General features: G+C 56.4%; 23 protein-coding genes, 1 tRNA gene and 4 pseudogenes. 11 read left to right on the top strand and 17 right to left on the bottom strand.

The window, feature by feature from the left end; genetic code table 11:
* Window positions 1-100: 100 nt before the first annotated feature.
* Window positions 101-229, top strand: a complete 129-nt coding sequence (locus ACTF4R_RS17890; protein WP_440009288.1) for a VIT1/CCC1 transporter family protein — start codon at window positions 101-103, stop codon at window positions 227-229.
* 55 nt (window positions 230-284) lie between these two features.
* Here the strand turns inward: ACTF4R_RS17890 and ACTF4R_RS17885 are convergent, their stop codons facing one another.
* Both ACTF4R_RS17885 and ACTF4R_RS17880 read right to left on the bottom strand, forming a co-directional pair.
* The gene (locus ACTF4R_RS17885) at window positions 285-434 is read right to left on the bottom strand and encodes a DUF7557 family protein (protein WP_433629380.1); all 150 of its coding nucleotides are present in this window, start codon (window positions 432-434) and stop codon (window positions 285-287) included.
* A gap of 22 nt (window positions 435-456) precedes the next feature.
* Window positions 457-879, bottom strand: a complete 423-nt coding sequence (locus tag ACTF4R_RS17880; protein WP_440009286.1) for a CBS domain-containing protein — start codon at window positions 877-879, stop codon at window positions 457-459.
* A 240-nt stretch (window positions 880-1,119) separates the two neighbouring features.
* Here ACTF4R_RS17880 and ACTF4R_RS17875 point away from each other — a divergent pair, with 240 nt between their 5' ends.
* Window positions 1,120-1,776 (top strand): phosphoribosyltransferase, encoded by a 657-nt coding sequence (locus ACTF4R_RS17875; protein WP_440009284.1) that lies wholly within the window; start codon window positions 1,120-1,122, stop codon window positions 1,774-1,776.
* A 94-nt stretch (window positions 1,777-1,870) separates the two neighbouring features.
* Here the strand turns inward: ACTF4R_RS17875 and tnpA are convergent, their stop codons facing one another.
* Window positions 1,871-2,269, bottom strand: a complete 399-nt coding sequence (gene tnpA, locus ACTF4R_RS17870) for an IS200/IS605 family transposase (RefSeq protein WP_440009282.1) — start codon at window positions 2,267-2,269, stop codon at window positions 1,871-1,873.
* Window positions 2,270-2,363: 94 nt separating this feature from the next.
* Between tnpA and ACTF4R_RS17865 the strand changes: the two genes are divergently transcribed.
* From ACTF4R_RS17865 to ACTF4R_RS17855, 3 genes and pseudogenes are all read left to right on the top strand, one after another.
* Window positions 2,364-2,507 carry a hypothetical protein gene (locus ACTF4R_RS17865; protein ID WP_440009280.1) on the top strand — a complete coding sequence of 48 codons (144 nt, stop codon included), beginning with the start codon at window positions 2,364-2,366 and terminating at the stop codon, window positions 2,505-2,507.
* Window positions 2,504-3,750, top strand: a pseudogene (locus ACTF4R_RS17860) (RNA-guided endonuclease InsQ/TnpB family protein). The gene ACTF4R_RS17865 and the pseudogene ACTF4R_RS17860 overlap by 4 nt, the downstream one beginning before the upstream one ends.
* A gap of 67 nt (window positions 3,751-3,817) precedes the next feature.
* Window positions 3,818-3,985 (top strand): annotated as a pseudogene (locus tag ACTF4R_RS17855) (CBS domain-containing protein); the annotation flags it as partial.
* A 117-nt stretch (window positions 3,986-4,102) separates the two neighbouring features.
* Here ACTF4R_RS17855 and ACTF4R_RS17850 read toward each other — a convergent pair.
* Window positions 4,103-5,320: a CBS domain-containing protein gene (locus ACTF4R_RS17850; protein WP_440009278.1), complete on the bottom strand. Its 1,218-nt coding sequence runs from the start codon at window positions 5,318-5,320 to the stop codon at window positions 4,103-4,105.
* Window positions 5,321-6,411: 1,091 nt separating this feature from the next.
* Here ACTF4R_RS17850 and ACTF4R_RS17845 point away from each other — a divergent pair.
* Window positions 6,412-6,485: transfer RNA gene (locus ACTF4R_RS17845), tRNA-Thr, on the top strand.
* 64 nt (window positions 6,486-6,549) lie between these two features.
* Complete coding sequence (locus tag ACTF4R_RS17840) at window positions 6,550-7,518, top strand: nucleoside hydrolase (RefSeq protein WP_440009277.1); 969 nt, start codon at window positions 6,550-6,552, stop codon at window positions 7,516-7,518.
* Window positions 7,519-7,737: 219 nt separating this feature from the next.
* Here the strand turns inward: ACTF4R_RS17840 and ACTF4R_RS17835 are convergent, their stop codons facing one another.
* Together ACTF4R_RS17835 and ACTF4R_RS17830 are read right to left on the bottom strand one after the other, a co-directional pair.
* Entirely contained in the window at window positions 7,738-7,995 is a 258-nt protein-coding gene (locus tag ACTF4R_RS17835; protein ID WP_440009325.1) for a SprT-like domain-containing protein, read from the bottom strand.
* A gap of 192 nt (window positions 7,996-8,187) precedes the next feature.
* Window positions 8,188-9,078 (bottom strand): CPBP family intramembrane glutamic endopeptidase, encoded by an 891-nt coding sequence (locus ACTF4R_RS17830; RefSeq protein WP_440009275.1) that lies wholly within the window; start codon window positions 9,076-9,078, stop codon window positions 8,188-8,190.
* A gap of 394 nt (window positions 9,079-9,472) precedes the next feature.
* On the opposite strand from ACTF4R_RS17830, the gene ACTF4R_RS17825 reads away from it, so the two are divergent.
* Together ACTF4R_RS17825 and ACTF4R_RS17820 are read left to right on the top strand one after the other, a co-directional pair.
* Window positions 9,473-9,913: a DoxX family protein gene (locus ACTF4R_RS17825; RefSeq protein WP_440009273.1), complete on the top strand. Its 441-nt coding sequence runs from the start codon at window positions 9,473-9,475 to the stop codon at window positions 9,911-9,913.
* Window positions 9,914-10,611: 698 nt separating this feature from the next.
* Window positions 10,612-11,019 (top strand): hypothetical protein, encoded by a 408-nt coding sequence (locus tag ACTF4R_RS17820; protein ID WP_440009271.1) that lies wholly within the window; start codon window positions 10,612-10,614, stop codon window positions 11,017-11,019.
* 130 nt (window positions 11,020-11,149) lie between these two features.
* Here ACTF4R_RS17820 and ACTF4R_RS17815 read toward each other — a convergent pair whose 3' ends face one another.
* A complete protein-coding gene (locus ACTF4R_RS17815) occupies window positions 11,150-11,710 on the bottom strand; it encodes a twin-arginine translocation signal domain-containing protein (protein ID WP_440009270.1) in 561 nt (186 codons plus the stop codon).
* Between the two features lie 276 nt (window positions 11,711-11,986).
* On the opposite strand from ACTF4R_RS17815, the gene ACTF4R_RS17810 reads away from it, so the two are divergent.
* A complete protein-coding gene (locus tag ACTF4R_RS17810; RefSeq protein ID WP_440009268.1) occupies window positions 11,987-12,640 on the top strand; it encodes a ribonuclease HI family protein in 654 nt (217 codons plus the stop codon).
* 238 nt (window positions 12,641-12,878) lie between these two features.
* Here ACTF4R_RS17810 and ACTF4R_RS17805 read toward each other — a convergent pair whose 3' ends face one another.
* The 10 genes and pseudogenes from ACTF4R_RS17805 to ACTF4R_RS17760 form a co-directional block, all read right to left on the bottom strand.
* Complete coding sequence (locus tag ACTF4R_RS17805) at window positions 12,879-13,184, bottom strand: cupredoxin domain-containing protein (RefSeq protein ID WP_440009267.1); 306 nt, start codon at window positions 13,182-13,184, stop codon at window positions 12,879-12,881.
* 141 nt (window positions 13,185-13,325) lie between these two features.
* A complete protein-coding gene (locus ACTF4R_RS17800) occupies window positions 13,326-14,576 on the bottom strand; it encodes a ZIP family metal transporter (protein ID WP_440009265.1) in 1,251 nt (416 codons plus the stop codon).
* Between the two features lies 1 nt (window position 14,577).
* Window positions 14,578-15,837, bottom strand: a complete 1,260-nt coding sequence (locus tag ACTF4R_RS17795) for a multicopper oxidase domain-containing protein (protein WP_440009264.1) — start codon at window positions 15,835-15,837, stop codon at window positions 14,578-14,580.
* 196 nt (window positions 15,838-16,033) lie between these two features.
* Window positions 16,034-16,389, bottom strand: a pseudogene (locus tag ACTF4R_RS17790) (DoxX family protein); the annotation flags it as partial.
* Window positions 16,390-17,755: 1,366 nt separating this feature from the next.
* Window positions 17,756-18,007, bottom strand: coding sequence for a hypothetical protein (locus ACTF4R_RS17785; protein WP_440009263.1), 252 nt, complete (start codon window positions 18,005-18,007; stop codon window positions 17,756-17,758).
* A 33-nt stretch (window positions 18,008-18,040) separates the two neighbouring features.
* Window positions 18,041-18,289 (bottom strand): DdfA family disk-determining factor, encoded by a 249-nt coding sequence (locus ACTF4R_RS17780; RefSeq protein WP_440009260.1) that lies wholly within the window; start codon window positions 18,287-18,289, stop codon window positions 18,041-18,043.
* Between the two features lie 160 nt (window positions 18,290-18,449).
* Window positions 18,450-19,094: a helix-turn-helix domain-containing protein gene (locus ACTF4R_RS17775; RefSeq protein WP_440009258.1), complete on the bottom strand. Its 645-nt coding sequence runs from the start codon at window positions 19,092-19,094 to the stop codon at window positions 18,450-18,452.
* Window positions 19,095-19,451: 357 nt separating this feature from the next.
* Entirely contained in the window at window positions 19,452-19,826 is a 375-nt protein-coding gene (locus ACTF4R_RS17770) for a hypothetical protein (protein WP_440009257.1), read from the bottom strand.
* Between the two features lie 129 nt (window positions 19,827-19,955).
* The gene (locus tag ACTF4R_RS17765; protein ID WP_440009254.1) at window positions 19,956-20,558 is read right to left on the bottom strand and encodes a DUF7979 domain-containing protein; all 603 of its coding nucleotides are present in this window, start codon (window positions 20,556-20,558) and stop codon (window positions 19,956-19,958) included.
* A gap of 126 nt (window positions 20,559-20,684) precedes the next feature.
* Window positions 20,685-20,969, bottom strand: coding sequence for a hypothetical protein (locus ACTF4R_RS17760; RefSeq protein ID WP_440009252.1), 285 nt, complete (start codon window positions 20,967-20,969; stop codon window positions 20,685-20,687).
* 253 nt (window positions 20,970-21,222) lie between these two features.
* Here ACTF4R_RS17760 and ACTF4R_RS17755 point away from each other — a divergent pair.
* Window positions 21,223-21,525, top strand: a pseudogene (locus tag ACTF4R_RS17755) (zinc ribbon domain-containing protein); the annotation flags it as partial.
* Window positions 21,526-21,598 lie beyond the last annotated feature (73 nt).

Raw genomic sequence — 21,598 nt, 5'->3', positions numbered from 1 at the left:
CCGTGAAACGAACGGCGGGGAGCGACGAGTAGCGTTACTCGTTGACGAAGGGGGTTTCGAGGAAAGGTTTGTAAGGGTTTCGACTGTACAGGGGACAGAAATGTTAGAGCAACTACTCGGCGACGAGGTGGAGTCGTCCGGGGAGTATCTGGCGGAGATCATCTACGGCGCGAACGACGGAATCGTTACCACGTTCGCAGTCGTCTCGGGAGTCGCCGGGCCCCACTGAATCTCAATCGTGCTGATCACGTGAACGTGGAGTGGATGCAGATATCTCGTCTCGTCTATTCGGAGTAGCCTTCCGTGAGGAACGCCCCCTCGGTCTCGTACATCGACACCAGTTCCTCGATGAGTTCCTCGTACGATTCGTCCTCCTCCAAGTGTTGGTCGAGTCGCTCTGCGAGATCGTCGTTGAGTTTTATCGTGACGGTCATCGTTGGTGGTTCGCTTTTGGTTTCAGTATGGCGGTGATTCGGCTTCGATGACGCCGGCGAGGTTGTCCATCTCGTCGGTGAGCAGGACAAGGAGGTCGTCCAGCGTCACGATTCCGGCGGTACTTCCCTCTGAATCGACGACTGGGAGACGCCGCACCGACTGCTCGTACATCGTCTCGGTCGCTTCGAAGACGCCATCGTCGGCCTGTACCGTGGTCAGCGTCTCGGTCATGATATCTTCGGCGGTCACCTCCGTCGGGTCTTCGCGTGGTTCGAGAACCTCCATGACGAGGTCGCGGTCGGTGACGATACCGACCGGCCTGCCGTCGTCTTCGATGATCGTACTTCCGACGTTCTCCTCTTTCATCACGGTGGCCAGATTCCCGGCGGATTTGTCTCTGGGAGCCGTTACTACGCCAGCTCGGGCTACGTCTTGTACTGTCACTGTGTCTCCCGCGAACCGATACGACGGAGGAATCCATAAGTGTACGTCCCCGACAGTTGGTCAGGAACTGGCGGCTGGCACGCTCGGTACCGGAGACGAGTATCCTCCCACCGGAAGGAGCGACGGCACTCACTTTTTCGGGTTGCATCGCTGGCCGTTCGCATACGGTCGCGGAGTTTCACCGAACCCGCACGGAAAGGAGACGGTGTTATTTTCTGTCAGAGGGTCCTATCGAAGCGTATGTCTGGGGGACTAGGGGGAACCGACCGGTTCCAGGATAGAATCGACGCTGGCCAGCGGTTGGCTGACGCAATTGCGGAACACGACGTAGACGCTGACATCGTACTCGCCATCCCACGTGGTGGTCTTCCTTTAGGACGCGAGGTGGCGGATGCACTCGAGTTGCCACTGGATATCATCGTCGCCTCGAAGATCGGTGCGCCAGACAATCCAGAGTATGCCATCGGTGCGGTAGCCAGCGACGGGAGCGCATGGTTCAACGAGGCGGCCATCGAGCGAGTTGGCGCCTCGGACGACTACCTCGAACGCGAGCGCGAACGGGAGGCTCGGAACGCACGCGAGAAGGCCGAACGATACCGCGGCGAACGAAGCGAACCTACTCTCGCGGGGAAGACAGTCCTCGTCGTGGACGACGGTGTCGCGACCGGGTCGACTGCCATCTCCGCAGTACGGTTAGCTCGCGAGAAGGGAGCCGAACGAATCGTCGTCGCCGTCCCAGTCGGACCGCCAAGCACGATAGACGACCTCCGAGCGGAGGCCGACGAAGTGGTCTGCCCAACGACGACGCCGGCGTTCAGTGCGGTCGGGCAGTTCTACGAGAACTTCGAGCAGGTGAGCGACGAGGAAGCGATGGCGTACCTCTACGAGGAGTCGTAAATCGCCTCGGGGTCACGTGGTTCGAGACGCCGACGGCGTCTCGTCATCACGAGAGACTCTCGAACGACCCCGAGGGTGAAGGCCGTACGCTCCGCTAAATGTGTTCCGTTCGCTCAATATACTGTTCGATCGTGCTGGTCGAAACATCGCCTGCCGTCCCGACGTAGTACGATTCCTCCCAAAACCCACCGCTCCACAGGTAGTCCTCCAAGAACGGTTCATGCTGTTCCCACATCTCTCGCGCCGTGATGCTCTTGACCGTCCGTACAATCTCGCTCGGCGCGTGCTTCGGGTGAGCGGAGACGAACAGGTGTACGTGGTCGGGCGAGATGTTTAGCGATAGTATCTTGTAGCCATACTCGTTGCACACGTCGCGGAAACTCGCTTCCAGCGAATATTCGAGTGGTTCGAGAATCGAGTGCCGGTACTTCGGGCACCACACGAAGTGGTAGTTGACGTTGTACACCGTGTGATTCGACCGCTTCTCACCCATACCTACCACACAACTACCAATCGAAAGTATTTTCTAAAGCCCCCCACAGTCAACCTTCAGTAGACTTTTAAGCGTGGAAGGACAAGGGGTAGACGTGACGAAACAACTCAAGGTATCCGATGCCGTGTACGACGATCTTGACGAACTCAAGGACGAAGAGGGCCACACGAGTTTCGACAGCGTGATTCGTACGCTCCTCCTCCACTACCGTCACGTCCAACCCAACGACGAAGAATGACCGACACACAGGCTCTCGTCAAGACACTGGACTTCCAACTCAACATCCAGAGTGACAACGAGAGCCTGCTGTACGATGCCACGCTCGAAGCCCGCTCGGTGTACAACGAAACCATCCGCCTCGCCAAACAAGCCGTGGACTGGGACGCGATTCCCGACCGCGTGGCCGACGAAGCCAACCTCGTGAAAAACACGACACAGCGCGTCGTTGCCAAAGCACTTGGCGCGGTGGAAAACTACTACGAGCACGACGACTTCGGGCTTCCGAGTCACACCAAGGACGGCGCGTACCCGCTTCGAGCGAATTACGAGGAGGGGTACAACCTGTCGCTCACCGACGAGGGCGACGTGGCGTTCCGCATCAGCGCGAAGCCGTACAAGCACGTCAAGGGCGTCCTCAAAGGAAGTGACGCCCACCTCGACGTTCTCAAGACCGCGCTCACGAGCGACGAGTGGAAGATTGGGACGGCGGAAGCCCTGTTCCACAACGAGAACGCTGAACTACACGTCAACGTCACCAACACCGAGCAGACCGTCCGCGACAAGCAGGACTCACGGACGGTCATCGGTGTGGACGTGAACGAGGATAACGTGGCTCTCACCGCTCTCTCCGAAGGTGGCGTCAAGGACTCGTTGGTCATCGACTTCCCCGAGATTAAGTTCGAGCGTCACCGCTACTTCACGATGCGAAAGCGCGTGCAGAACGCGGGGAAAGACAGCATCCACGACACGCTGGAAGGACGTGAGGAACGGTTCGTCCGCGACCGACTCCACAAGGTGAGCCGTCACATCATGGAGTGGTGTCGTCAGTTCGAGAAGCCGTGCATCGTCTTTGAAGACCTCAAAGAGATGCGTGACAGTATCGACTACGGCATGCGGATGAATCGACGCTTGCACCACCTCCCGTTCCGCGCTCTTCAGTTCTATACGTCCTACAAGGCGTCGTTCGAGGGCATCCCAACTGCGTGGATTAACCCGAGTACACGAGCCAGCGATGCCCGATGTGCGGGCATACGGAGCGAGCAAATCGGAACAAGAAGCGGTTCAAGTGTCGGTCGTGTTCCCATCAAGATCACAGTGACCGTAGTGCAAGCGTGAATATCGCCGTGAAAGGTATCGAGACGCATCAGGACTGGAATGTGCCTGCTCTCAACAGCCTTCCCGTTGTTCGGACGGTGCGACGGCAGGCATCGGGGGCCGTGGACGCCCCGACCGTGACCCACCCGACCGCCCGAGGCTATTAGGCCGATGATCGCGTGGGGGTGTCCGATTAACCCACGGGAAGCCTCGGGGCGTGACCCCGAGGCGGTTCACCAGGCAGCCGAATTGATGTGCGAACACGGTGTTCGGCGGCTTCCCGTCTGTGATGCCGACGACGAGCTGGTTGGAATCATCACGGCTGATGATCTGACCGAGCTTCTTGCTGATGAACAGCAACAGCTTGCCGATGTTATCCGGGCGCAACGACCCCCGTACTAACTATCCATTTTTCGGATTTCGGGGAAGAGAGGTCTAGCGAGTAGCTGTGATACAACTGTACTGTTCGCTGAACTTGGAGAAGGTGCCCGCAGCTTGCGGGCCGCTAACGGTAGTCGGTCACTCCTCGAGCATCCAGCCGAAGCGCTTCTTCCAGTACTCCTCGCCCGGGTGCTTTTTGCTTCGTCCGTAGGTCTTCTTGTCGCGGATTTGTCTCTCCAGGATGTCCCGCGCCTCGTTAATCGCTTGACTTGCGCCGTATCCCGTCCCCGAGGCGATATACAGTCCTCGGTCGGTGTGCAGACGAATGCGGGCGAGCAGAAGTGGCGTCCCACGCAGCTTCTCGTCGTGTTTGTGCAGGTGGATCCTCGCGTCTAGGACGTTCATGCCGTGATCTCTGTCGTCGAACTTCTCGACCATCTCCACGACCTCCTCGTAGCGCACGTCGTCTAACAAGTCGGTGCCGTAAATCTGGACGGCCCGATTGCCTCCGACCTCCCACGTGAGTGACTCGAGGACGTCCGTTTTCGTGACGATACCATCGGGACGTTCGTCTTCAGTGACGACGAGCGACGAGCCATCGATCTCGAACATCTCGTCGACGGCCGTGTCGAGCGTCTGATCAGGTCGTATCGTTCGCACCGGCGATACCATCACGTCCCGAACCGGCAGGTCGAGGATACGCGCAAGTTCCCCTTCTCGGGCGCCGAAGCCACCGCGACGCACGCGACCGGCGCTGTCGGAGAGGTCTCCCCCGAACGAGTCCGTCCCGGCCGGGTCACCACCCTGACTCTGCTGGGTGGATCTGACCGTCAGGTCGGTCACGTCGTAGAGGCTCAAGATGCCGACCGCCGTGCTATCCTCGACGACCGGAAGGTGCGTAATCCGGTTCTCACGAAAGATGTGGAGCACTTTACCAGCCGTCGACTCCGAACTCACCGAGACGAGGTCGTCGGTGTAGGCGTCGGCGACGGTCGCCGCGTCGAGAAACGGCTTGACCTTCTGGAGAATCCCGTCGACGGTGACGACTCCGACCATTTCCCGACCGTCGAAAACGGGGAGGAGTTGGGAGTCGCCATCGATCATCAGCTGTGCGACCTTACGGATGTCTTCGTCGGGAGCGAGTCGGGGGACGTGCCAGACCAGCGAGCCGAGCTTTTCTCCGGGCTGGTGATGCGAGTTGGCGAGTTGTCTTCTGGTGATGACCCCCTCGAACTTGTCGCCGTTCACGACAACGCCCTTGACGTCTGGATTGTCGAACGTGCCGACGAGTTTCGAAACCTGCGTCTCGGGAGTGTATTCTATGTACTCTTCCGAAACGATGTCATTAATGTCCATGCTTTTTCACCGTCGGTTAGTCGTTTTTCAATACCCCCGGACTGTCCGGTTGCCAAGTGAACTCACGGTATTGGATTCCAAATACCCACCGGTCACTCCCAGAATCCGGGAAGTCGCTTGATAACGCGGTATCGAAAGCACATTCTTCAATGGCAGGTAGTGATAGATGTGCTCCGTCCCGAGTACACCAACCGCTGGAAGTTCTCCGTTTCCTCGACCGAGCGACGCCCGGAAGGTTTTCGAAAGGCATTGCGCTCTCCTTTCGACGTCGTGACTTCGATCTCTGTGGTATAAGACGTTTGGGACGACGAGCGCGGTCGGACAGGTCATCTACCCGTCTCAACGGCAGGCTGTTGGTCCTCGTCAGCCCATACGTCGTACGGGTCTTCCGTGCCCCGTAGTGTTCTACACTTTGTTGAAGATTATCATACAGTATTAGCGTTTTAACAACAGCCAGTTCTCCATTACAATACTATCTCTGTAATGGAGTTTACGTGCCCGACGGCGTTGAGCAATCCGTCAATGGTTGTGTCCTATCGGCTATACAGTGTGTGCCGGTGAATCTGGTGCGGACAGGTGCAGGCGATGTGATCGCCCGCTCCGGTGTCGAGCGTAATCGTGTATTGGTGCACGGTGGGGTTCTCGTTGCGCTAGTTGGCTACTTCTATCTGTCCAGCCTGCTATGCTTCTTCGGCTCATCTTCACCTACTACATTAATGAAATGAGGATAAAGAAGAAACTTGTGACAGATATTCTTATTCCAAGCGGTAAGTGCGTTTTGGTAATACTGAGAGTGTGGAACACTGCGGATCGCCAAACAGACGGTGCTTTTTGCCCAAATTATCTCAGCATACGTGCTTTGTTTCGTCACAGATCAGTCGTATCCGTCCTCGTCGGGGAGTGGTGCAATCGGTGTCCAGAGTGTCCACACTGAAGCGGCTGGCAGTGACTTGAACAACGTGAACGACGCACCTTGAGGATTCAACCATGGCGCCACAGCATCATCATCACATCTCGCCCGGCCTGGCTTCCCGTTGCGCAACTAGCCGTCATCCATGGCGAGGGCGCCTGTTTGACTACTGTGGAAGTCTGTTTTGGTAGCTCAGGCTGGTGAAGCGACTCCTTTGTAAGGAGTCGGTCGAGAGTTCAAATCTTTCCCAAGGCTTGCTCCAGCCCGACCATCGACTTTGGTCAGTAGTTACTTGCCGAACCTCTTCTTACTGCCCGTTATGAGTGGAGAAACGCGACGGGTTATTATCGATACAGACACCGCTGGTGATGACACACAGGCTCTCTTGCTCGCGGCAACCTCCGACCGCATTGCTATTGAGGGCGTGACTATCTGTACTGGCAACGTTGAATTCGAGTACATGGTAGAAAACGCCAAGTATGCACTGGACCTGGCGGGCGTTGCTGACGATGTTACTGTCTACGAGGGTGCACGGACACCGCTAGTGAAAACGCACGAGTATGCCGATGACGTGCATGGTGAAGGCGGCCTTGGCGGCGACCTCTTTCCAGAGACTGGAGTTCCCTCCGGCGATCAGTATGCTGTCGACTACATTGTTGAACAGGCACGTGAGAATCCGGGCGAACTCACGCTCGTCTGTATTGCCCCGCTGACAAACGTTGCGCTCGCGCTGCAGAAAGAACCGAATCTCAACGAGTTGCTCGACGAAGTATGGGTGATGGGTGGGGCCGTCAACTACCCTGGTAACGTTACGCCTGCCGCCGAGTTCAACTTCTGGGTCGATCCGGATGCCGCAAAAAGAGTCGTGCGCGAACTTGATATCGTTCTCTTCGACTGGGGGGTTACTGTTCGCGATACTGCGTTCGACGCTGAGAGGCTCGCCGAGATCGAAGCTGGTCCTGATACGGACCTTGCGTCATTCTTCCTGGAGATCGCCAGTTCAGTTCGCGAATCCAACGAGGCGAATCTGGGCCGAGACCTGACGACCCAGCCGGACGCGGGGCTCATGGCTGGGCTCATTGCACCAGAACTCATCGAAGAGACGGGGACGTACCACGTTGACGTCGATGAACGGGAAGGACTCACCCGGGGCTACCTGTCGGTCGACAAAAACAACGATACCGGCGATGACGCTCGAACCACTATCATCCAGTCATTCGATACACGTCTGTTCCACCAGGTATTCAAGGATATGTTATTCAAACAATCGCCTGAAGCCTCGCTGTAGTGTATCCTTTCTCTTCCCTTCCCTACTACGCTGGTCTTTGGCCCCTGGACGGCCAATCTCATCACTACCCACCTGACAGCACGGGTAACAGTCGTCTTCTTCGATGCACGAATTCCCACAGTCACCATCATTGTAATCCTCGGGATTGCGCACCGCCTTCGAGCGGTGATATCGACCGATACGCTCGCCACAATCGAGGCAGATCAGCCGCCACTTGGGCTAGGTAAACTGCTGGCAGTGCTGGGCGATATCGAGTGGGTCCGTCCAGCGGGCGAATGTCTCGACGTGGTCGGCTTCGTTAAACCGCCAGTATTGCCAGGCGTGGACGAGTTCGTGCCGGATAGTCTTGCTGAACTGCTGCCAGCCGAATTCTTGATAGGCGTCCCAGGTGAGCCTGATCGTGACCGCCTGGGTATCTGGGTCATATTCGGTGACGCCAGCCTGTTGCTGGGTCCGCTCGGAGACCTCCGAGTTGATTGAGTCGACGGGGAACTCGGGGAAGTGCTCGGCAGCGATGTCGCGAAGTTAGTTCACGACCTAGATGGCAGAAGTACCCTTCGACGATGGGATGGCTCCTTCAGGCGATGGATTCATTTTCCTGAAGGAGATGGCTTTCTCCGTGTTCCAGATGAGATTCCTGTTCTTTCACTGACGTCCAGGACTGCATACTCAGTGGTCGTTACTAGCCCAAACACTCTCTGGTGTCGGGACCGAGTTCGCGCTGAGTGTCCGAGCGCCGTAGATGGCGACGAGAAGCACGACGAGAATCCAGACCGTGACGGCGTGCCCGACATAGACGCTCCACAGCAAGTCGAACCGGACAATCCCCTCGACGATCACCGTCTCGACATCTATTGGAACCAGCCCACTGACCGCGTTATCAGCCCCGTGCATGATCATCACCAGTAGAACGCTCGCACCGCTACTGTTGTAGAGCCACGTCAACAGAACCGAGAACCCGACGATGCCGACGAAGTACGACGTCTGCTCGATTGACGACCACTGTGCGTGAGGGGCCGTCGGGTCGAGAAAGAGCGGCAGATGCCATCCGCCCCACAGCACCCCGACAATGATGGAGCCACGGAATGCACCATACGTGTCTTGCAGGTGCGGTTGTGGGAAGCCACGCCAGCCGGCTTCTTCCTGTCCTCCACCGATGAACGCCCCGAGGAGCGTTCCAATAATAATCGTCACACCGGCGTCGAGGGGATCGAACGAGCCGAAATCCAACGGACCACCAGTCACGGTTGCGGCGGTGATCGCACCGATCGTGATCACGATGGGGAGACCGACGGCGGCGAGGTACCACCTCGGGTGTACTCGCCATCTGATAATCTGCCGGGCCCAGGCACGAACGTTGCCCGCACCTACGTACACGACGACTGCTGCTGCGAGCGTCGGCATCAGCGCAGAGAGGAATCCGCTCAGAATCCACCGCGTCCAGGAAGGTTCCATCCCGAGCACGAGAACACCGAAATCCAGGGTCCAGGCCCCCGCGTAAGTGAGGAGCGCGAACGCTGCGACGGGATGGTCGCGTATCCGATCCTCGATACTCGACATGGTCCGACACTACGCCCCCACGCTCGAAAAATGTACATCAAGCGCCGATCTCTGAATCCAATAAATGCTAACTGAATTCAGGTCGTCGTAGTAGTAATGAGCAGCCGGTCGCTTGCAGCGTCGACGAGAAACAACGGCTGGAGACGGTTGCCGTGCTCGCAGGCCGTCCACGGAGTGTCGACGTTGGTTGTGTGGTCGGTCCACTGGCCGACCTCAGCAGTGACCTTCTCTGCGATGTCTTGGGCCGAGCTATCGGTGCCAGCGCCGTTGACCGGTCGATAGTAGGGAGCGAGAAACGTCTTCGTCGCGCGAATCCCTGGGTTGGCGAGCTTCGAGATGTCGTGGACGAACGACCGTAGGTTCTTATCTTGATAGAGATCAAAGACTGTCTAGTATGCTCGATGGTATCGGCGGCCGGTTGGCTGGACTCAAACGACCGCTCTGCTACGTGATGGGTTTGCTTTACGTCGTCGCGGGCGTGCTCCATTTCGTGTTCCCGAAGGTCTATGCTCGCATCGTCCCCCCACAATTTCCCCGACCAGTCCTCCTTGTTTATCTCTCCGGACTGGCGGAGGTCGTCCTCGGTATTGGCGTTGTACTCCGGCGAACGCGCCGCGAATCAGCGTGGGGACTCATCGCACTGTTGATCGCGGTCTTCCCGGCGAACGTTTACATGGCAACCAACGACGTGATTCCTGAGACCGTCCCCAACTGGGCCAGCGGCATCGCTCGGGTCGCGATGTGGGTGCGCCTCCCGTTCCAAGGCGTCCTGATCCTCTGGGCGTGGTGGTACACGCACCTACCCGAGACCACCGAGCGAGGGTCGCCAGATTGACCTCCTCCACGGCGTGAACACCGTGGAATCCCCGATGGGGAGTGTACGGTTGCGCGTTTCCTCGGCCCTCAAGTACGCTTTCGCGTGGGGCGTTCATCGGTCGCCGTCCGGTTACGACCCCGGATATGCTTTCCAGCGCGTACAACCCGGTCAAACGGGCCTTCCCACCCGGACGTGCCGGGCGCTTCGACGGGACGGAATACCGTCCGCCCCTCCACGGTCGGGTATTCATCTGACTGGGTACCACCATTCGCGTCCGACCAGATGGACGGGACGTGGGGGCGTGGGTCTTCGGCTTTTTACCGGTGGGCTGTGGACGCGACGCGTCCGTTGGGGTCGAAGACCCCGGGCCATAACCGGGGACGCCGGAACCTCCCAATACGGGAGGGCCGAGTTTAATGATTCGGGACGGAACTCTCGACCGTCTACCGCACGGTGGATTGTGCCTCATCGTGTCGGCTTCATCCTCCGTCTGAAGACGGGGCCATTACTCATCCTCGGCCCAATTGCGGAGGTCAACCTCCGTCGGTCACTGAAACCCTCTGACGGTCAATGGACGTGTTCGTTTCGAACTGCTTCCACTCGTCATCCTCATCGCGAGTGTTTTCTCACTGGCGTACCCGATAGTCGTCACCTGGGGTAGCTCCCATTGAGTGATATAAAGAAGATACTTATCAGATAACTATCTGTACGCGCATATGGCCCCAGTTACCCGTCGGACAGCCCTTCGTGCCAGTGGTATCGCACTGCTCTCGACGCTCTCTGGCTGTTCGCTACTGCCGTCCCAGTCATCCATGCTCGATGTGGCAGTCTTCAATCACACCGATACGCCGTACACAGTGGTACTGGATCTATTTCGGGAGAGTGGGGACGCATCCTCACGTGGCGCGAGAAGCTACGACGATAGCATCCATGTCGAGCCACAGGGCGAGGTTCGACAGGAGAATGTCGTCGAGACCCATGCGTACTTAGTCAGATACAGTGTCCTCAGGGACAACAATCGACAAACAGACGAAGGGCACGTTCACTACTATCCTGCCGATAGTTCGGGTGAAGAGTATATCGTATTCGACCTCCACTCTCCAGGTGTTCTGACCCGCCGGTGAACAAATCGCACCCCCTTCCTATCAGTCTATTCAGTCCCCCAAGTGCGAAACGAAGAGTAGTGGATTGCTGAATACACCCTCTTCATTGCCCACTGGTTAGTCCCCGCTGTTCAGGATTCCGTCGTTTGAACTACCAATCCTCAGGGTTAATCCCATCATCCTCATGGAGTTGTGCGAAATCAAATGTGTGAATGTCAGTCGTTTTCACGGAATACGCGTCCTCCTCGACATCAATGACATCGAATCGGTCGTCCTTTTCACGAACGTCTGCGCGGCTGTTTAACCGAACGCGATTGAAGTCAGCTCGGGTTGTACGCGTGTTGAGACATCCGTACGAAGTATCCTCACTGCCAAAGTCCGTCCCGCAGACGCCGATGAGATACTCAACGTGGAAGTACCTGCTGAGTCGCCGATGGTGATCGTCACTTACGACGACGTTCGTCGGTGTGTCGACGCTACCTGAGAAGAAATCGGGGTCGTACTGACCAGAGACCTCCTTTTCCTTCGTGTCGAACCGGAGGTCAAGTGGTTCGTTTGTGTATCGTTGTCCGTTATACTCCCAAGTAAGTGAAACCGCCTTCAACTGGAGGTGGCCGTTCTTCGATTGCTGAAGCGAGGAGAGGCATCCTCCGAGGACGCCTGCTGAGAGGGTCACTCCGGTAGATGCGAGAACCTGTCGTCTGGAGAGCATACTGGGATCCACGAAGAGTAGTGGTAAGTATCTTGTCCAATAACGCACTTGCGCGAGTCTGAGAGAGACGTCCTCTCTATTCAGCAGGCCGTTTGTATCAGCCGTTGAGGACTCCATGGGGCCGACTAATTCAAACCGGCCCGCCACCGGTGCCACCTGAAGAGATTATCCGGCTTGACCACCGAGGACCTATATGCAGTGGTGCGACCAGCCAACGAGATCATCCGCGAGCGAAGGTGTGAGCCCCCGAAACCGAAGCCCGAAGGGGGACGTGGCGTGACCGACGACCCTCTTCCGGCCGAACACCTCTCGCCGCTCGCCACCCTCGTCGACGAGGTACTCGCGGGCGTCGGCTACGAGATGGCGGCCGCCACCGACGCCATCGACGACACTGTTCCCGGCTACGGCGGTTTATTCGATCCCGCGACCACCTCGGCCGAGTTGCGTCGCGCGCTCGATAGCCTGCTGGCGTCGGGACTCGCCCGGCCACCCGTTCCCGAGCCGACGAGCGACACATTCATCCTCTACGTCGACGGCAGTTCACGCGGCAACCCCGGCCCCGCAGGTGCGGGCGCTGTCATCATGGACGCTGCGGAGGACGAACTCGCGCGTCTCGGCCGACCCGTCGGCTCCCGGACTGGGAACAACACCGCCGAGTATGTCGCCCTCCAGCTCGGGCTCTCCGAACTGTTGGCTCGCTACGAGCCACGCAGGCTGGACGTGCGCATCGATTCGATGACGGTCATTCGAGACGTCTGGGGTGGCGATGACCCGACGGAACCGGGCGTCGAGACATACAGCGAGGCCATCAGGGCGGCACTGTCGAGCATCCCGGACCACCAGTACACGCATCTGGCCGACAGCGACCCGAACCCCGCCGACGCACTGGCGACAGTGGGAGCCGATATCGCGGCCTTCGGACCGACATAGTAGCGTACACCGCTTAAAATTCGAAATCCTGGCTCTGTTGAGATCCTCAGAAGCTCCTAGAACCCACGGACTGACTACATCCTCTGTACTCAGCGCGACGCTGTTGGCAGGCCTTCGGCAATACGTTCAGTTGCCCAATTTGGGTGATTAAGGCAAGAGAAACCACGGAATATAGCCTACTACTCCCGGAGTATCTGTAAAAGGTCTCGGCGGATTCCGATAGAGATAGACCATTCGATTATTTTACCTGTACTGTCCCGACCATCCCCGAGCTCTCATGTGGGATACAAAAGTACCCGTACGTTCCGGACTGATCGAACGTGTGCTCGTAGTTTTCGCCTGGAGCGATAAGCCCCTCGTTGACCCGGTTCCTCGCAGCACGTTCTGACTCGAAGCCACCACTTGCGAAGTACGCGGCCTCGTCTGGAATATCATCTTCATACGCTGTGACCGTATGCTCGATATCGCTTTCGTTTGTCCATATTACCGTCTCCCCTGTTTCGATCGTCGAAGTCTTCGGCTCAAACGTGAGGGTATCGGGCATCGTGACAGTCTGGGTCGACGATGACTGTCCGTTCAAACATCCAGCGGTGCTGAGAGTCGCCAGGGTCGCGGTACTGAGTCGCAAAACCGTCCGTCGGCTGTGAGATTCGAGTGACATTGTGACAGAAACGAGTGGTACCTATTAGAGCGCCACGAAGAGGTCAGTTACGTACATTATGGCAAAACCGAGGAGGAACGCGAGTAGATTCGTGGCGCTGGCCACGCGACCGCCTGCGTCCCGAACCATTCGCGCAATCTCCCAGTTCACCTGCAGGATTGCACCAACCCCGATTGCGAGGAAGAAGGCACCGATCGTCGGTGAGTATGCGAGACTGCCGATCCAGCCACCGAGGATGACGGGTGCGCCGGCGATGACGCCGAGCGCAGCGAAGTGCTTGAGCGACGGGCGTTTTCCGCGGGCAACCGGCGCAACGACAGCCGGGCCTTCCGTCACGTTGTGGAGCATGAACCCGATCACGAGGAATGCGCCGAGCGACACACGCCCGAGTGCAAACGAACTCCCGATCGCCAGCCCCTCCGCGAGGTTGTGCAGGCCGATCCCTACCGCGACCAGATAGGCGATCCAGAGACCACTACTCGCCCGACTATCACCAGCGGCGACACGACCCTCACGCCACGCACTAATCGCCTGGACGAGGAGGAATGCGCCGAAGATCCCGAAGACGACCAAGAGGTTGCCCTCGTACGCGCCTGGAACCCGCTCGGCGAGTTCAAACGCCTCGAATCCAGCGTCGAACGCCAAGAAGCCCAGTACGCCGGCCGCGAATAAGAGAACGGCGTGCAGCCAGCGATCGCTCATCGTCTTGATGTAGGGGAACCAGAGCATCCCTAATGCGACCGGGATCACGCCGACGAACAGCCCGATGACTGCAAGCGTCCCGAGCAGACTGAGGCTAAATCCGGGTGACTGACTCGGAGCGACGATCGTATTATGGAATGTCGCTCCGTCAGAGAGTACCAAAGCAACTTCGAGATCCCACCCTGGATTCCAGTGATACGGAATCACGACCTGTGCGCTTTCCATCGGGGCGAGCGTTCGGTCACCACCGGCTCCTTCGACCCGGAAATCCCAGTATGCTTCGTCGACGAGAATCTGTGAGATCGTCACGGATTCGGGCCCGTTATTCGTCACGTGCAGCACGACCGTTTCGTCACTCGGAAGCGTCGTATGCGTAACCGTCACGTCGGGAAGCGGTGCGCCGCTCTGAACACCAGCGAGCGGTGACGTGAACGCGAACACGCCCAAGACTAGCACGAGCAACACAATCGGGAGTAACGCGCTGACCCATCGCGGAAGCCCGAGCGGTTGCGTGATCTCGTTCTCGGCTGGTACACCACCGTCCGTCGTCGAGTTCTGTGTCTTGTCCGCCATGTTAGACCACCTCGAAGAAGCTCATCCAGCCGAGTTCGGCAAACTCCGACTGATGTGCGTGAAACATGTACAGCCCAGGTTCGTGATCCGAGTAGTCGATCTCGATAATACCGCGCTGGGCCTGCGTCTGCATAATCGTGTCCACAGTCTTGCGCGTCGGCGTCAGCGTCGTCCCGTGGTCGTAATAATCGAAGAACTGCGAGTGAGTGTGGAACGAATTGATGAGGTCGAACTCAGTCGCATTGGAGAGGTATACGCGCTGGCGTTCGTTCTTGTCGATCTGGATGGGGCGCTTCGTCTCACCTGCCGTCCAGTTGCCGTTGCCGTCGGTGTCCCCGACCCCGTACCCGAACGCCCGTGTGTTCGCCGCGTAGACCTCATTTCCGCCGTCGAAGTTTGTATCGAACGAGTTCATCACCATTACCATCTCGTTGACGGCGTCGTTTTCGGCGTACTCGTGATTCCGGCTCTTCGCCTCGTTGACGAGCTGCGCTCGGAAGTCGTCGGTAATCGGGCCAGGGTAATTGACGTAGTCGCGTGGGTTTTCCCTGACGCGTTCGGGGTCCGGATCGACGATAATCGTGCCGTAGAGTCCGCGGTGGATGTGCTCTTTCAGTGGGAGCGAGTGGCAGTGATAGAAGTGCGTGCCGGCGGGCTGGGCGATCCACTCGTAAGTGAAGGATTCACCCGTATCGAGTACACCAGGCCCGTTCTGGGGGATCCCATCCATTCGCGGGTTGAGATTCTTCAGGTGCGGATGAATCGTGTGAGCGTGCCGCCCCAAGTTCGTGAACGTGACGCGGATCAGGTCGCCCTCAACGGCACGGATCGTCGGGCCCGGCACCTGGCCGTTGTATGCCCACGCCTGGAATTCGACGCCCGGCGCGATGGTGATTGTCGTGTCGACGGCGGTGAACTCGAACTCCCGTACGGTTCGCCCATTCTCCTCGTAGGCCTGCTGAGGGACGTTATCCTGTCCGCTGTCTCCGGTATTGAACGCGGTGAGGAACTCGTGAGGGTCGAAATCCAAATCCTGGTATTCGCCCACTGCACCGAAGCTACCGTGTTCATCCTCGTCCTCAGGGTCGGGCGAAGCACTTGCTTGAGTACTCCCGAGTCCGACTGCTGCACTCCCGGCGACACCGAGACTGCCGAGTACCGTGCGGCGACTGACACTCATTTCACCGGTGAGTGATTCGACCAATCGCTGTTCGAGTCGTTCTGTGACGTCCGCTGCACTGTCGTAATCTATCGATGGCATGATCTCCTCCGCTGGTCGTGCCTTCGGATACCCATATGCGCTAGTTAACCACTCCAATATATAAATTAGACGCATCTAATCCTAGAGTGAGTCTAAACTAATAGCGGGAGGGGCGGACTTTCGAGCTTCTCAGTTAGTACCCTTAGTGAGAAATTGGAATTTGCATACTTGTACTCCCGAAGAGAGTTCGGCGGAGTTAGCCAAGGAAGTATTCGAGGGCGCGGGGTAGCGCTCGACGGCATCTAGCCGCGGATTTCGTACTGTTCGATGTACTGGTCGAGCCCGAGGATGCAGCCGGCGCCGAACGCGGCGACTGCGAGGAACACGAGCATGTACGCGAAGTCCCCGTTGATGAACCGTGAGCTATGTCCCAGTTCCCGAAGTAGAACATCGCCATCTGAGCGCGCCGAAGAACGCTGCGAGACGAACAACAGCGCCGACGAGTAAGCCGAGGCCGATGAACAACTCGTCCCACGGCACGGCGACGTTCGCGAACTCAACGAACCACGGCGTCGACCCCATCCATGCGTACATACCCGCCAGCGGGTCGCCGAATACCTCCGCGCCCATGACCACGCCAAGCTCACACCGACGCTCGCCCGTAAGTATCCCTACCTCGCCGACAGATATGATGTCTACGGCTGTATGTGTTTGTAATTCTATACGACTACGATAGTGGCGTCCGAAAATCCCGACCAACTCTGCCGCCCGAGCACGGAACTGACGCACAGACACGGTACGGCTCAACCCCGTCAATATTAGTGGCCAATCTCGTTCCAATCCTCAGTCGCTGGACAGCCGTCTCTATGAATGCTTTTTCGTGCGGGTCGATTTCATATGCCCACTTGACCACCCCTCATTTCGAGTGAATACCACGCATCGAGACGATGGTCACCGTGCTACGCGGTAATTTCGGTGAGTGTCGGAGATGCTGTTCCACTGGAAACTAGTCGCACATCCGTCAGACACCCGTGGTTGAGTTGCAGTACTGGAGCTGGCGCCTCATTCGTCTCTTGATTCGTGGAACGACATCAGACGGACCAAAATACACTGTGGTGGCAAGTGCGTAGACTGAGTCATTCTAAGGCTTACCCTGAACTGGCTCTGTTGAAGCCCTCGCCGGTTGATATAAACAACGTGCTAAATACAGGGCGCATTTCTTTCATCCCACACCTCCTGGCTGTTGAGTTCGAGGTGTAGATTAACCAAAGGGTTATTATTATAATCCACATTAAGTGATTATATGCCATCTCGGTATTCACGACGGCGCTTTCTGGCGTTAGGCTCGAGTGGGTGGTTTTCGGCCATTAGCGGCTATTCAAAGAGTCTGTTTAGTTCGCCAAAACTGGCGCATTATATAGAAGTTTTCAACATCTCCAACGAGACTCATAACATCTATATCCGAGTGAAGAATGATGCTGGAGAGATACTTTTCCACTCGCTATTTCGGCTGAAGCCTGAACATGGAGAGGAGGATACTAAGCCATTCCTCGACACACCGACGACGATACAGGTGACCATTGATGCAAATCCACCCCAGATATATGAATGGCCCAAAATGGATTGTGAAGACCGCGGAATAAGAAGTGCTGGTGGCCTCCGAATAACGGTCGGTCGCAATAATAAGGTATACCGTGATGGCCAATGTGATACAGTTACAGTCTCGTAACCAATCTGCATCACCGTGTCTATCCGATGTATTTAGTCTCTATTCAGCACGGTATTTGTGACAACAGCACGGTAACTCGCTGAGTCGCTGCAAGATACAGGGCGCGTATTCATCACACTGATGATGACCAGACTGGTGAGCTAGTGGTGCAAACTCATCGAGTCTCCTTGTACAAATAGCGAACACTCACGGCGAGTAGGAATCAAAGTGATAGGACTCGTGGAACTGGGAATCTTTCTTAAGACTCTTTCACTGACTTTCTATTATTCTCCAGAAGATGTATTGCTCTAAGAGCGGTGAAAAGTTATCGTGACCACATTCCGGGCACTCTATTCCTGCGACGTTTTCAACGCCGATAGGAACTGTGTATCCACACTTGTTCTGGCATGGAACGTTTGTGTACTGTTCCTTTAGATTAGTTATCAGGTCTTCGGTGTGGTTCTCTTTGAGATGCGTCTTTGCGTCTCTTTTTACTTGTTCTACGGCCTCCCCTTCGACCATCACGTCGCAGTGGTCACAGTCAAGCTGATACATTTACTCTTCGTCATCCTCCTTGATGAGTACCTTTCCGTCATGCGTAATTCGGATGTCGCACTCGCTGTACCTGAATGCGACCGCTCCGTTCGCCATCCGTCGGTCGCCGTTCACCTGGGGTGCAAACAGCGTATTGAGCGCATCAGTTTCGACGACCGAGTAGAGCGATTCGAGTTCTGTAAGAGGAGATTCTTTCTCAGCACTGACGTCCCGGACGACAGCCTCGGTGACTGATTCATTTTCCTGCACACAGTACATCGTTCCGTCGTTTTTCTTGGTAGTGTGCGACTCAGCCGAAGCAGTTTCAGTAGAGTGAGTCATTTTGCGGGTTCTACCACTCCGTAGGCACTCGGTTCGGTTGAAGCTCAACACAGTATATCCAGGGGGTTTAAAACGTACGCGAGTGAGGTTACGTCACGTCAAGTGTTTCTTCGATAAAGTTATGCATCCCTCGTCGAAGCCGGTCGGAGAACGACTGGTGAGTAATCCCAAGTTCCTCCGCTAGTTCACCAAGGTTTGTGTCTGGCGGTGTTTCATAGTAGCCGTTTTTGTATGCGAGCAGCACCGCTTCTCGCTGTTCCGGCGTGAGACCATAGGCTCCTTCATCGGTTCGCGCTCCGACCGAATGAATGTGTCCTAACGTAATATCAATACCATGATCGGCGCAGTATTGCTGGAACTCCGCAATTTGGTTGGTCTCCTCGGCTCGAAACTCGAACTTCCATTCATCCTCGGTGCCTGTCGCGGAGAGTACGGTCAGTTTTGCGTCGAGGATTCCGGTGAGGACACCTTCAACATCTGCGTCCCACTCGGCACGGAACAGGCCTTGGTCGCCAAGGTCGTCGAGAAGCGTGTATGATTTGAGTGCTCCTTGTGCTTCGAGGGCTTCTTGCACGTTTTCAACGGGTTCCTCTCGTACCCAAAAATAGGGGAGAATGGTATCATTTGCCGGGACGACTTGTTCGATTTCGATTGTGATGTGGGGGAAAGACTCAAAGATGTGTCCAAGTGGGAAGGCGTCAGCAGGGATTGTAAACGTCACTATCGTAGACATAGGTACAACAGGCTCTCTCAGGGCATAACTATATTGTCCGAAACAGGCACCGCCTTGCGACTGCTCTGTCATGCGTTTTCACGTCATTCTTCTCATCCCGGTACACAGACAACCAGGTGAGTGGAGACGAAAACTGTTCGCTAGCTCTATTGAACCCCTTAATCCGCTATTGGAAGTGGAACGATAAGTACACGCTCTGCATTTCTCACTCCCCCAATCACCGGTTGTGATGAATACAGCCTCTCTATTCAGCACGCCGATTGTGACAGCAGCTCGGTAACTCAGTGAGCCGCTGCAAGATACAGGACGCGTATCTTTATCCCACACTCACTGGCTGGTGAGTTCGCGGTGTGTGGATCATTCGCAGTCTTCGACTTCATTCCGCAGTTCGCCGGATTCTTCGATAATGATTGCAGTTCTTGCCGCGCTACAAATCGGTCTCGTCCAGAACGTCATCTCTTGCTCCGTTCTAGTGACTGTGAGTTCGAATTGGTTTTTCCCTAACACCGTGAGCGTCTTCGTCTGTTTTGCGGAGACGGTTACGTCTTCGTCGAATATTGTTTTCTTGTTCTGTGATCCAGCAGGCTTATTTCGGTCAATGATGATGTGGAGAGTGACGTTCTCACCGGAGTTATTGATGACGTCGAGTTCCTTGTTGACCCCGTTCGAACAACCGGCAGTCACACCCAGCCCAACAGAAAGTGATGCCTGGAGGAACTGGCGTCTATGCATAGCAGAAGTTTCGCTTATATTGATAAATGCTTTCTGTACAGCATATGGTACCTCGGTGGTCAATACACGCTCTAAGTTGCACACGAGTCATCCGGCCCTGTTCAGTTCGTGGTGCGTATGTATCGCAGTTCATACCTTCTTGAGAGACAGTTGATAGGTGACGTAGTCACCAACCACTGTTCGGAGTTCATAATACTCGCCGTGATACTTCACGTAGCGGTTGTTCCGGAATTGATTCGGGAAGTTCGCACCGTAGGTTTCGGTCTCGCCGCCCATCCGGGCGGTGTCGAACATCCGTTGGGCGTGTGCCGATAAATTTCGGTACTCAATGGCGGCAGATGCATCATCGATTGCCGACGCGTTTACCTTGGTTGCGTTTCTGAGTTGATACTCACCACGAAACCCCTGATATTCCCACGACATCTTGTAGAGTTCGCCTTGGTGACGAACATACCACCCGTCTTTGTCAGGCGATACTCTTCCAGAAAGGTTCGAACGGGTGACCGTCACGGACCCGTTTTCGATCGCTGCTCGAAGTATACGTCGAGTTGGTGCTTCGAGATTCTGATAGTCAAGAATCTTTGCCTGCGAGATGGTCGTGGGTGTCGGTGTAGAACTCGTTGTTGAGGTCGCTGTCACCGGGATAGTGGTGGTCTCTGTTGGTGGTGACCCTGTGGTCGTCGCCTTCGGAGATGGGGAACCGACACAACCAGCAAGGACGAAGAGTACCACAATACAGAGGGCGCGAAAGCGGAATTTCATGTCTCCAGCACGATATGCTTACGCAAATGCTTTCTGGGAAGTACACGCTCTAGATTGCGTACTAGTCATCCGACCCTGTTCAGTTTGTAGCGCGTACTACTCGATGCCAGTTCTCGCCCACGAAAGCGTCCCGTTGGGTCTAATATCGAGCGTCCAGATGTATGTCGTCGGAATCGCAATCCACCGTTCGGTCGTCACGTTCGTGTCCAGTTCCGTCGTTATTTTCACATGACCCGTCTGATCTGGATGTTTGATAGATCCGACCCGTTTGGTGGAGCCTGGTGTGATGGTGTAGCGTTCGTCGAGACGGAACTCCGGCGTCGTGTCGGTCGTTGCCGTTGAAGCGGTTTGAGCATTCGGTATCAACTCAGAAATGCTCATGTGAACCGTATGTTTGGTCGAATCCGAATTCTCTATTTTAACGTCTCCTCGCTTACGTTGGTCGCCACTCATGCAACCGGCGAGCAAGACAGGAACGAAGACGCACGAGCCAAGAAAACGTCGCCGTTTCATATGTAATTAGTTTATAAAATATATTAAATACTTTCTGGACGTTTAGTCGTAGTGTTAATTTACCTCTTTCTCGCCGCCCTGATGATGGTGAGAGATATGTACTCTCTATTCAGCACGACCGATCCCCGTCGAGACGGTGATCCCGCGCAACACGTCGAAGGAGTGCCACGCTTGCGGTGAGGTAGGATACCGCCCGCGACAGGCGACGTTCAAGTGTACGAACGACGCTTGCTGGATGGGCGAGTACCAAGCGGACGTGAACGGTGCGATAAACATAGCGGACCGCTACCTCAGTGGAGAGAGTCGTTCCAGAGAACACCCGAACGACAATGACTCGGCTGAGGATGGGGGGCGTTTGACCACCCCACAAGACAGCCAAGCCGATGCTACCCAGCAGGAGACGCTTGGAACGTATGCGTCTTGAAACCATAGGGCCACGCCCGGCCTGAAATCCCGTGGTGGGATTCCCGCGCCTTTAGGCGCGGGAGGAGGTCAAG

This window comes from Halomicrococcus pelagicus (assembly GCF_051917725.1).
Taxonomy (GTDB): domain Archaea; phylum Halobacteriota; class Halobacteria; order Halobacteriales; family Haladaptataceae; genus Halomicrococcus.
The sequence above is the reverse complement of the archived record's forward strand: the minus strand, read 5'-3'. Positions and strand labels throughout refer to the sequence as shown.

Coding starts and splice junctions, on each gene's coding strand:
- ACTF4R_RS17770 (WP_440009257.1), bottom strand. CDS start 19,826: ATGCATAGACGCCAGTTCCTCCAGGCATCACTTTCTGTTGGGCTGGGT.
- ACTF4R_RS17795 (WP_440009264.1), bottom strand. CDS start 15,837: ATGCCATCGATAGATTACGACAGTGCAGCGGACGTCACAGAACGACTC.
- ACTF4R_RS17825 (WP_440009273.1), top strand. CDS start 9,473: ATGCTCGATGGTATCGGCGGCCGGTTGGCTGGACTCAAACGACCGCTC.
- ACTF4R_RS17820 (WP_440009271.1), top strand. CDS start 10,612: ATGGCCCCAGTTACCCGTCGGACAGCCCTTCGTGCCAGTGGTATCGCA.
- ACTF4R_RS17815 (WP_440009270.1), bottom strand. CDS start 11,710: ATGCTCTCCAGACGACAGGTTCTCGCATCTACCGGAGTGACCCTCTCA.
- ACTF4R_RS17800 (WP_440009265.1), bottom strand. CDS start 14,576: ATGGCGGACAAGACACAGAACTCGACGACGGACGGTGGTGTACCAGCC.
- ACTF4R_RS17830 (WP_440009275.1), bottom strand. CDS start 9,078: ATGTCGAGTATCGAGGATCGGATACGCGACCATCCCGTCGCAGCGTTC.
- ACTF4R_RS17890 (WP_440009288.1), top strand. CDS start 101: ATGTTAGAGCAACTACTCGGCGACGAGGTGGAGTCGTCCGGGGAGTAT.
- tnpA (WP_440009282.1), bottom strand. CDS start 2,269: ATGGGTGAGAAGCGGTCGAATCACACGGTGTACAACGTCAACTACCAC.
- ACTF4R_RS17785 (WP_440009263.1), bottom strand. CDS start 18,007: ATGGTCGAAGGGGAGGCCGTAGAACAAGTAAAAAGAGACGCAAAGACG.
- ACTF4R_RS17760 (WP_440009252.1), bottom strand. CDS start 20,969: ATGAGCATTTCTGAGTTGATACCGAATGCTCAAACCGCTTCAACGGCA.
- ACTF4R_RS17850 (WP_440009278.1), bottom strand. CDS start 5,320: ATGGACATTAATGACATCGTTTCGGAAGAGTACATAGAATACACTCCC.
- ACTF4R_RS17805 (WP_440009267.1), bottom strand. CDS start 13,184: ATGCCCGATACCCTCACGTTTGAGCCGAAGACTTCGACGATCGAAACA.
- ACTF4R_RS17875 (WP_440009284.1), top strand. CDS start 1,120: ATGTCTGGGGGACTAGGGGGAACCGACCGGTTCCAGGATAGAATCGAC.
- ACTF4R_RS17775 (WP_440009258.1), bottom strand. CDS start 19,094: ATGTCTACGATAGTGACGTTTACAATCCCTGCTGACGCCTTCCCACTT.
- ACTF4R_RS17885 (WP_433629380.1), bottom strand. CDS start 434: ATGACCGTCACGATAAAACTCAACGACGATCTCGCAGAGCGACTCGAC.
- ACTF4R_RS17840 (WP_440009277.1), top strand. CDS start 6,550: ATGAGTGGAGAAACGCGACGGGTTATTATCGATACAGACACCGCTGGT.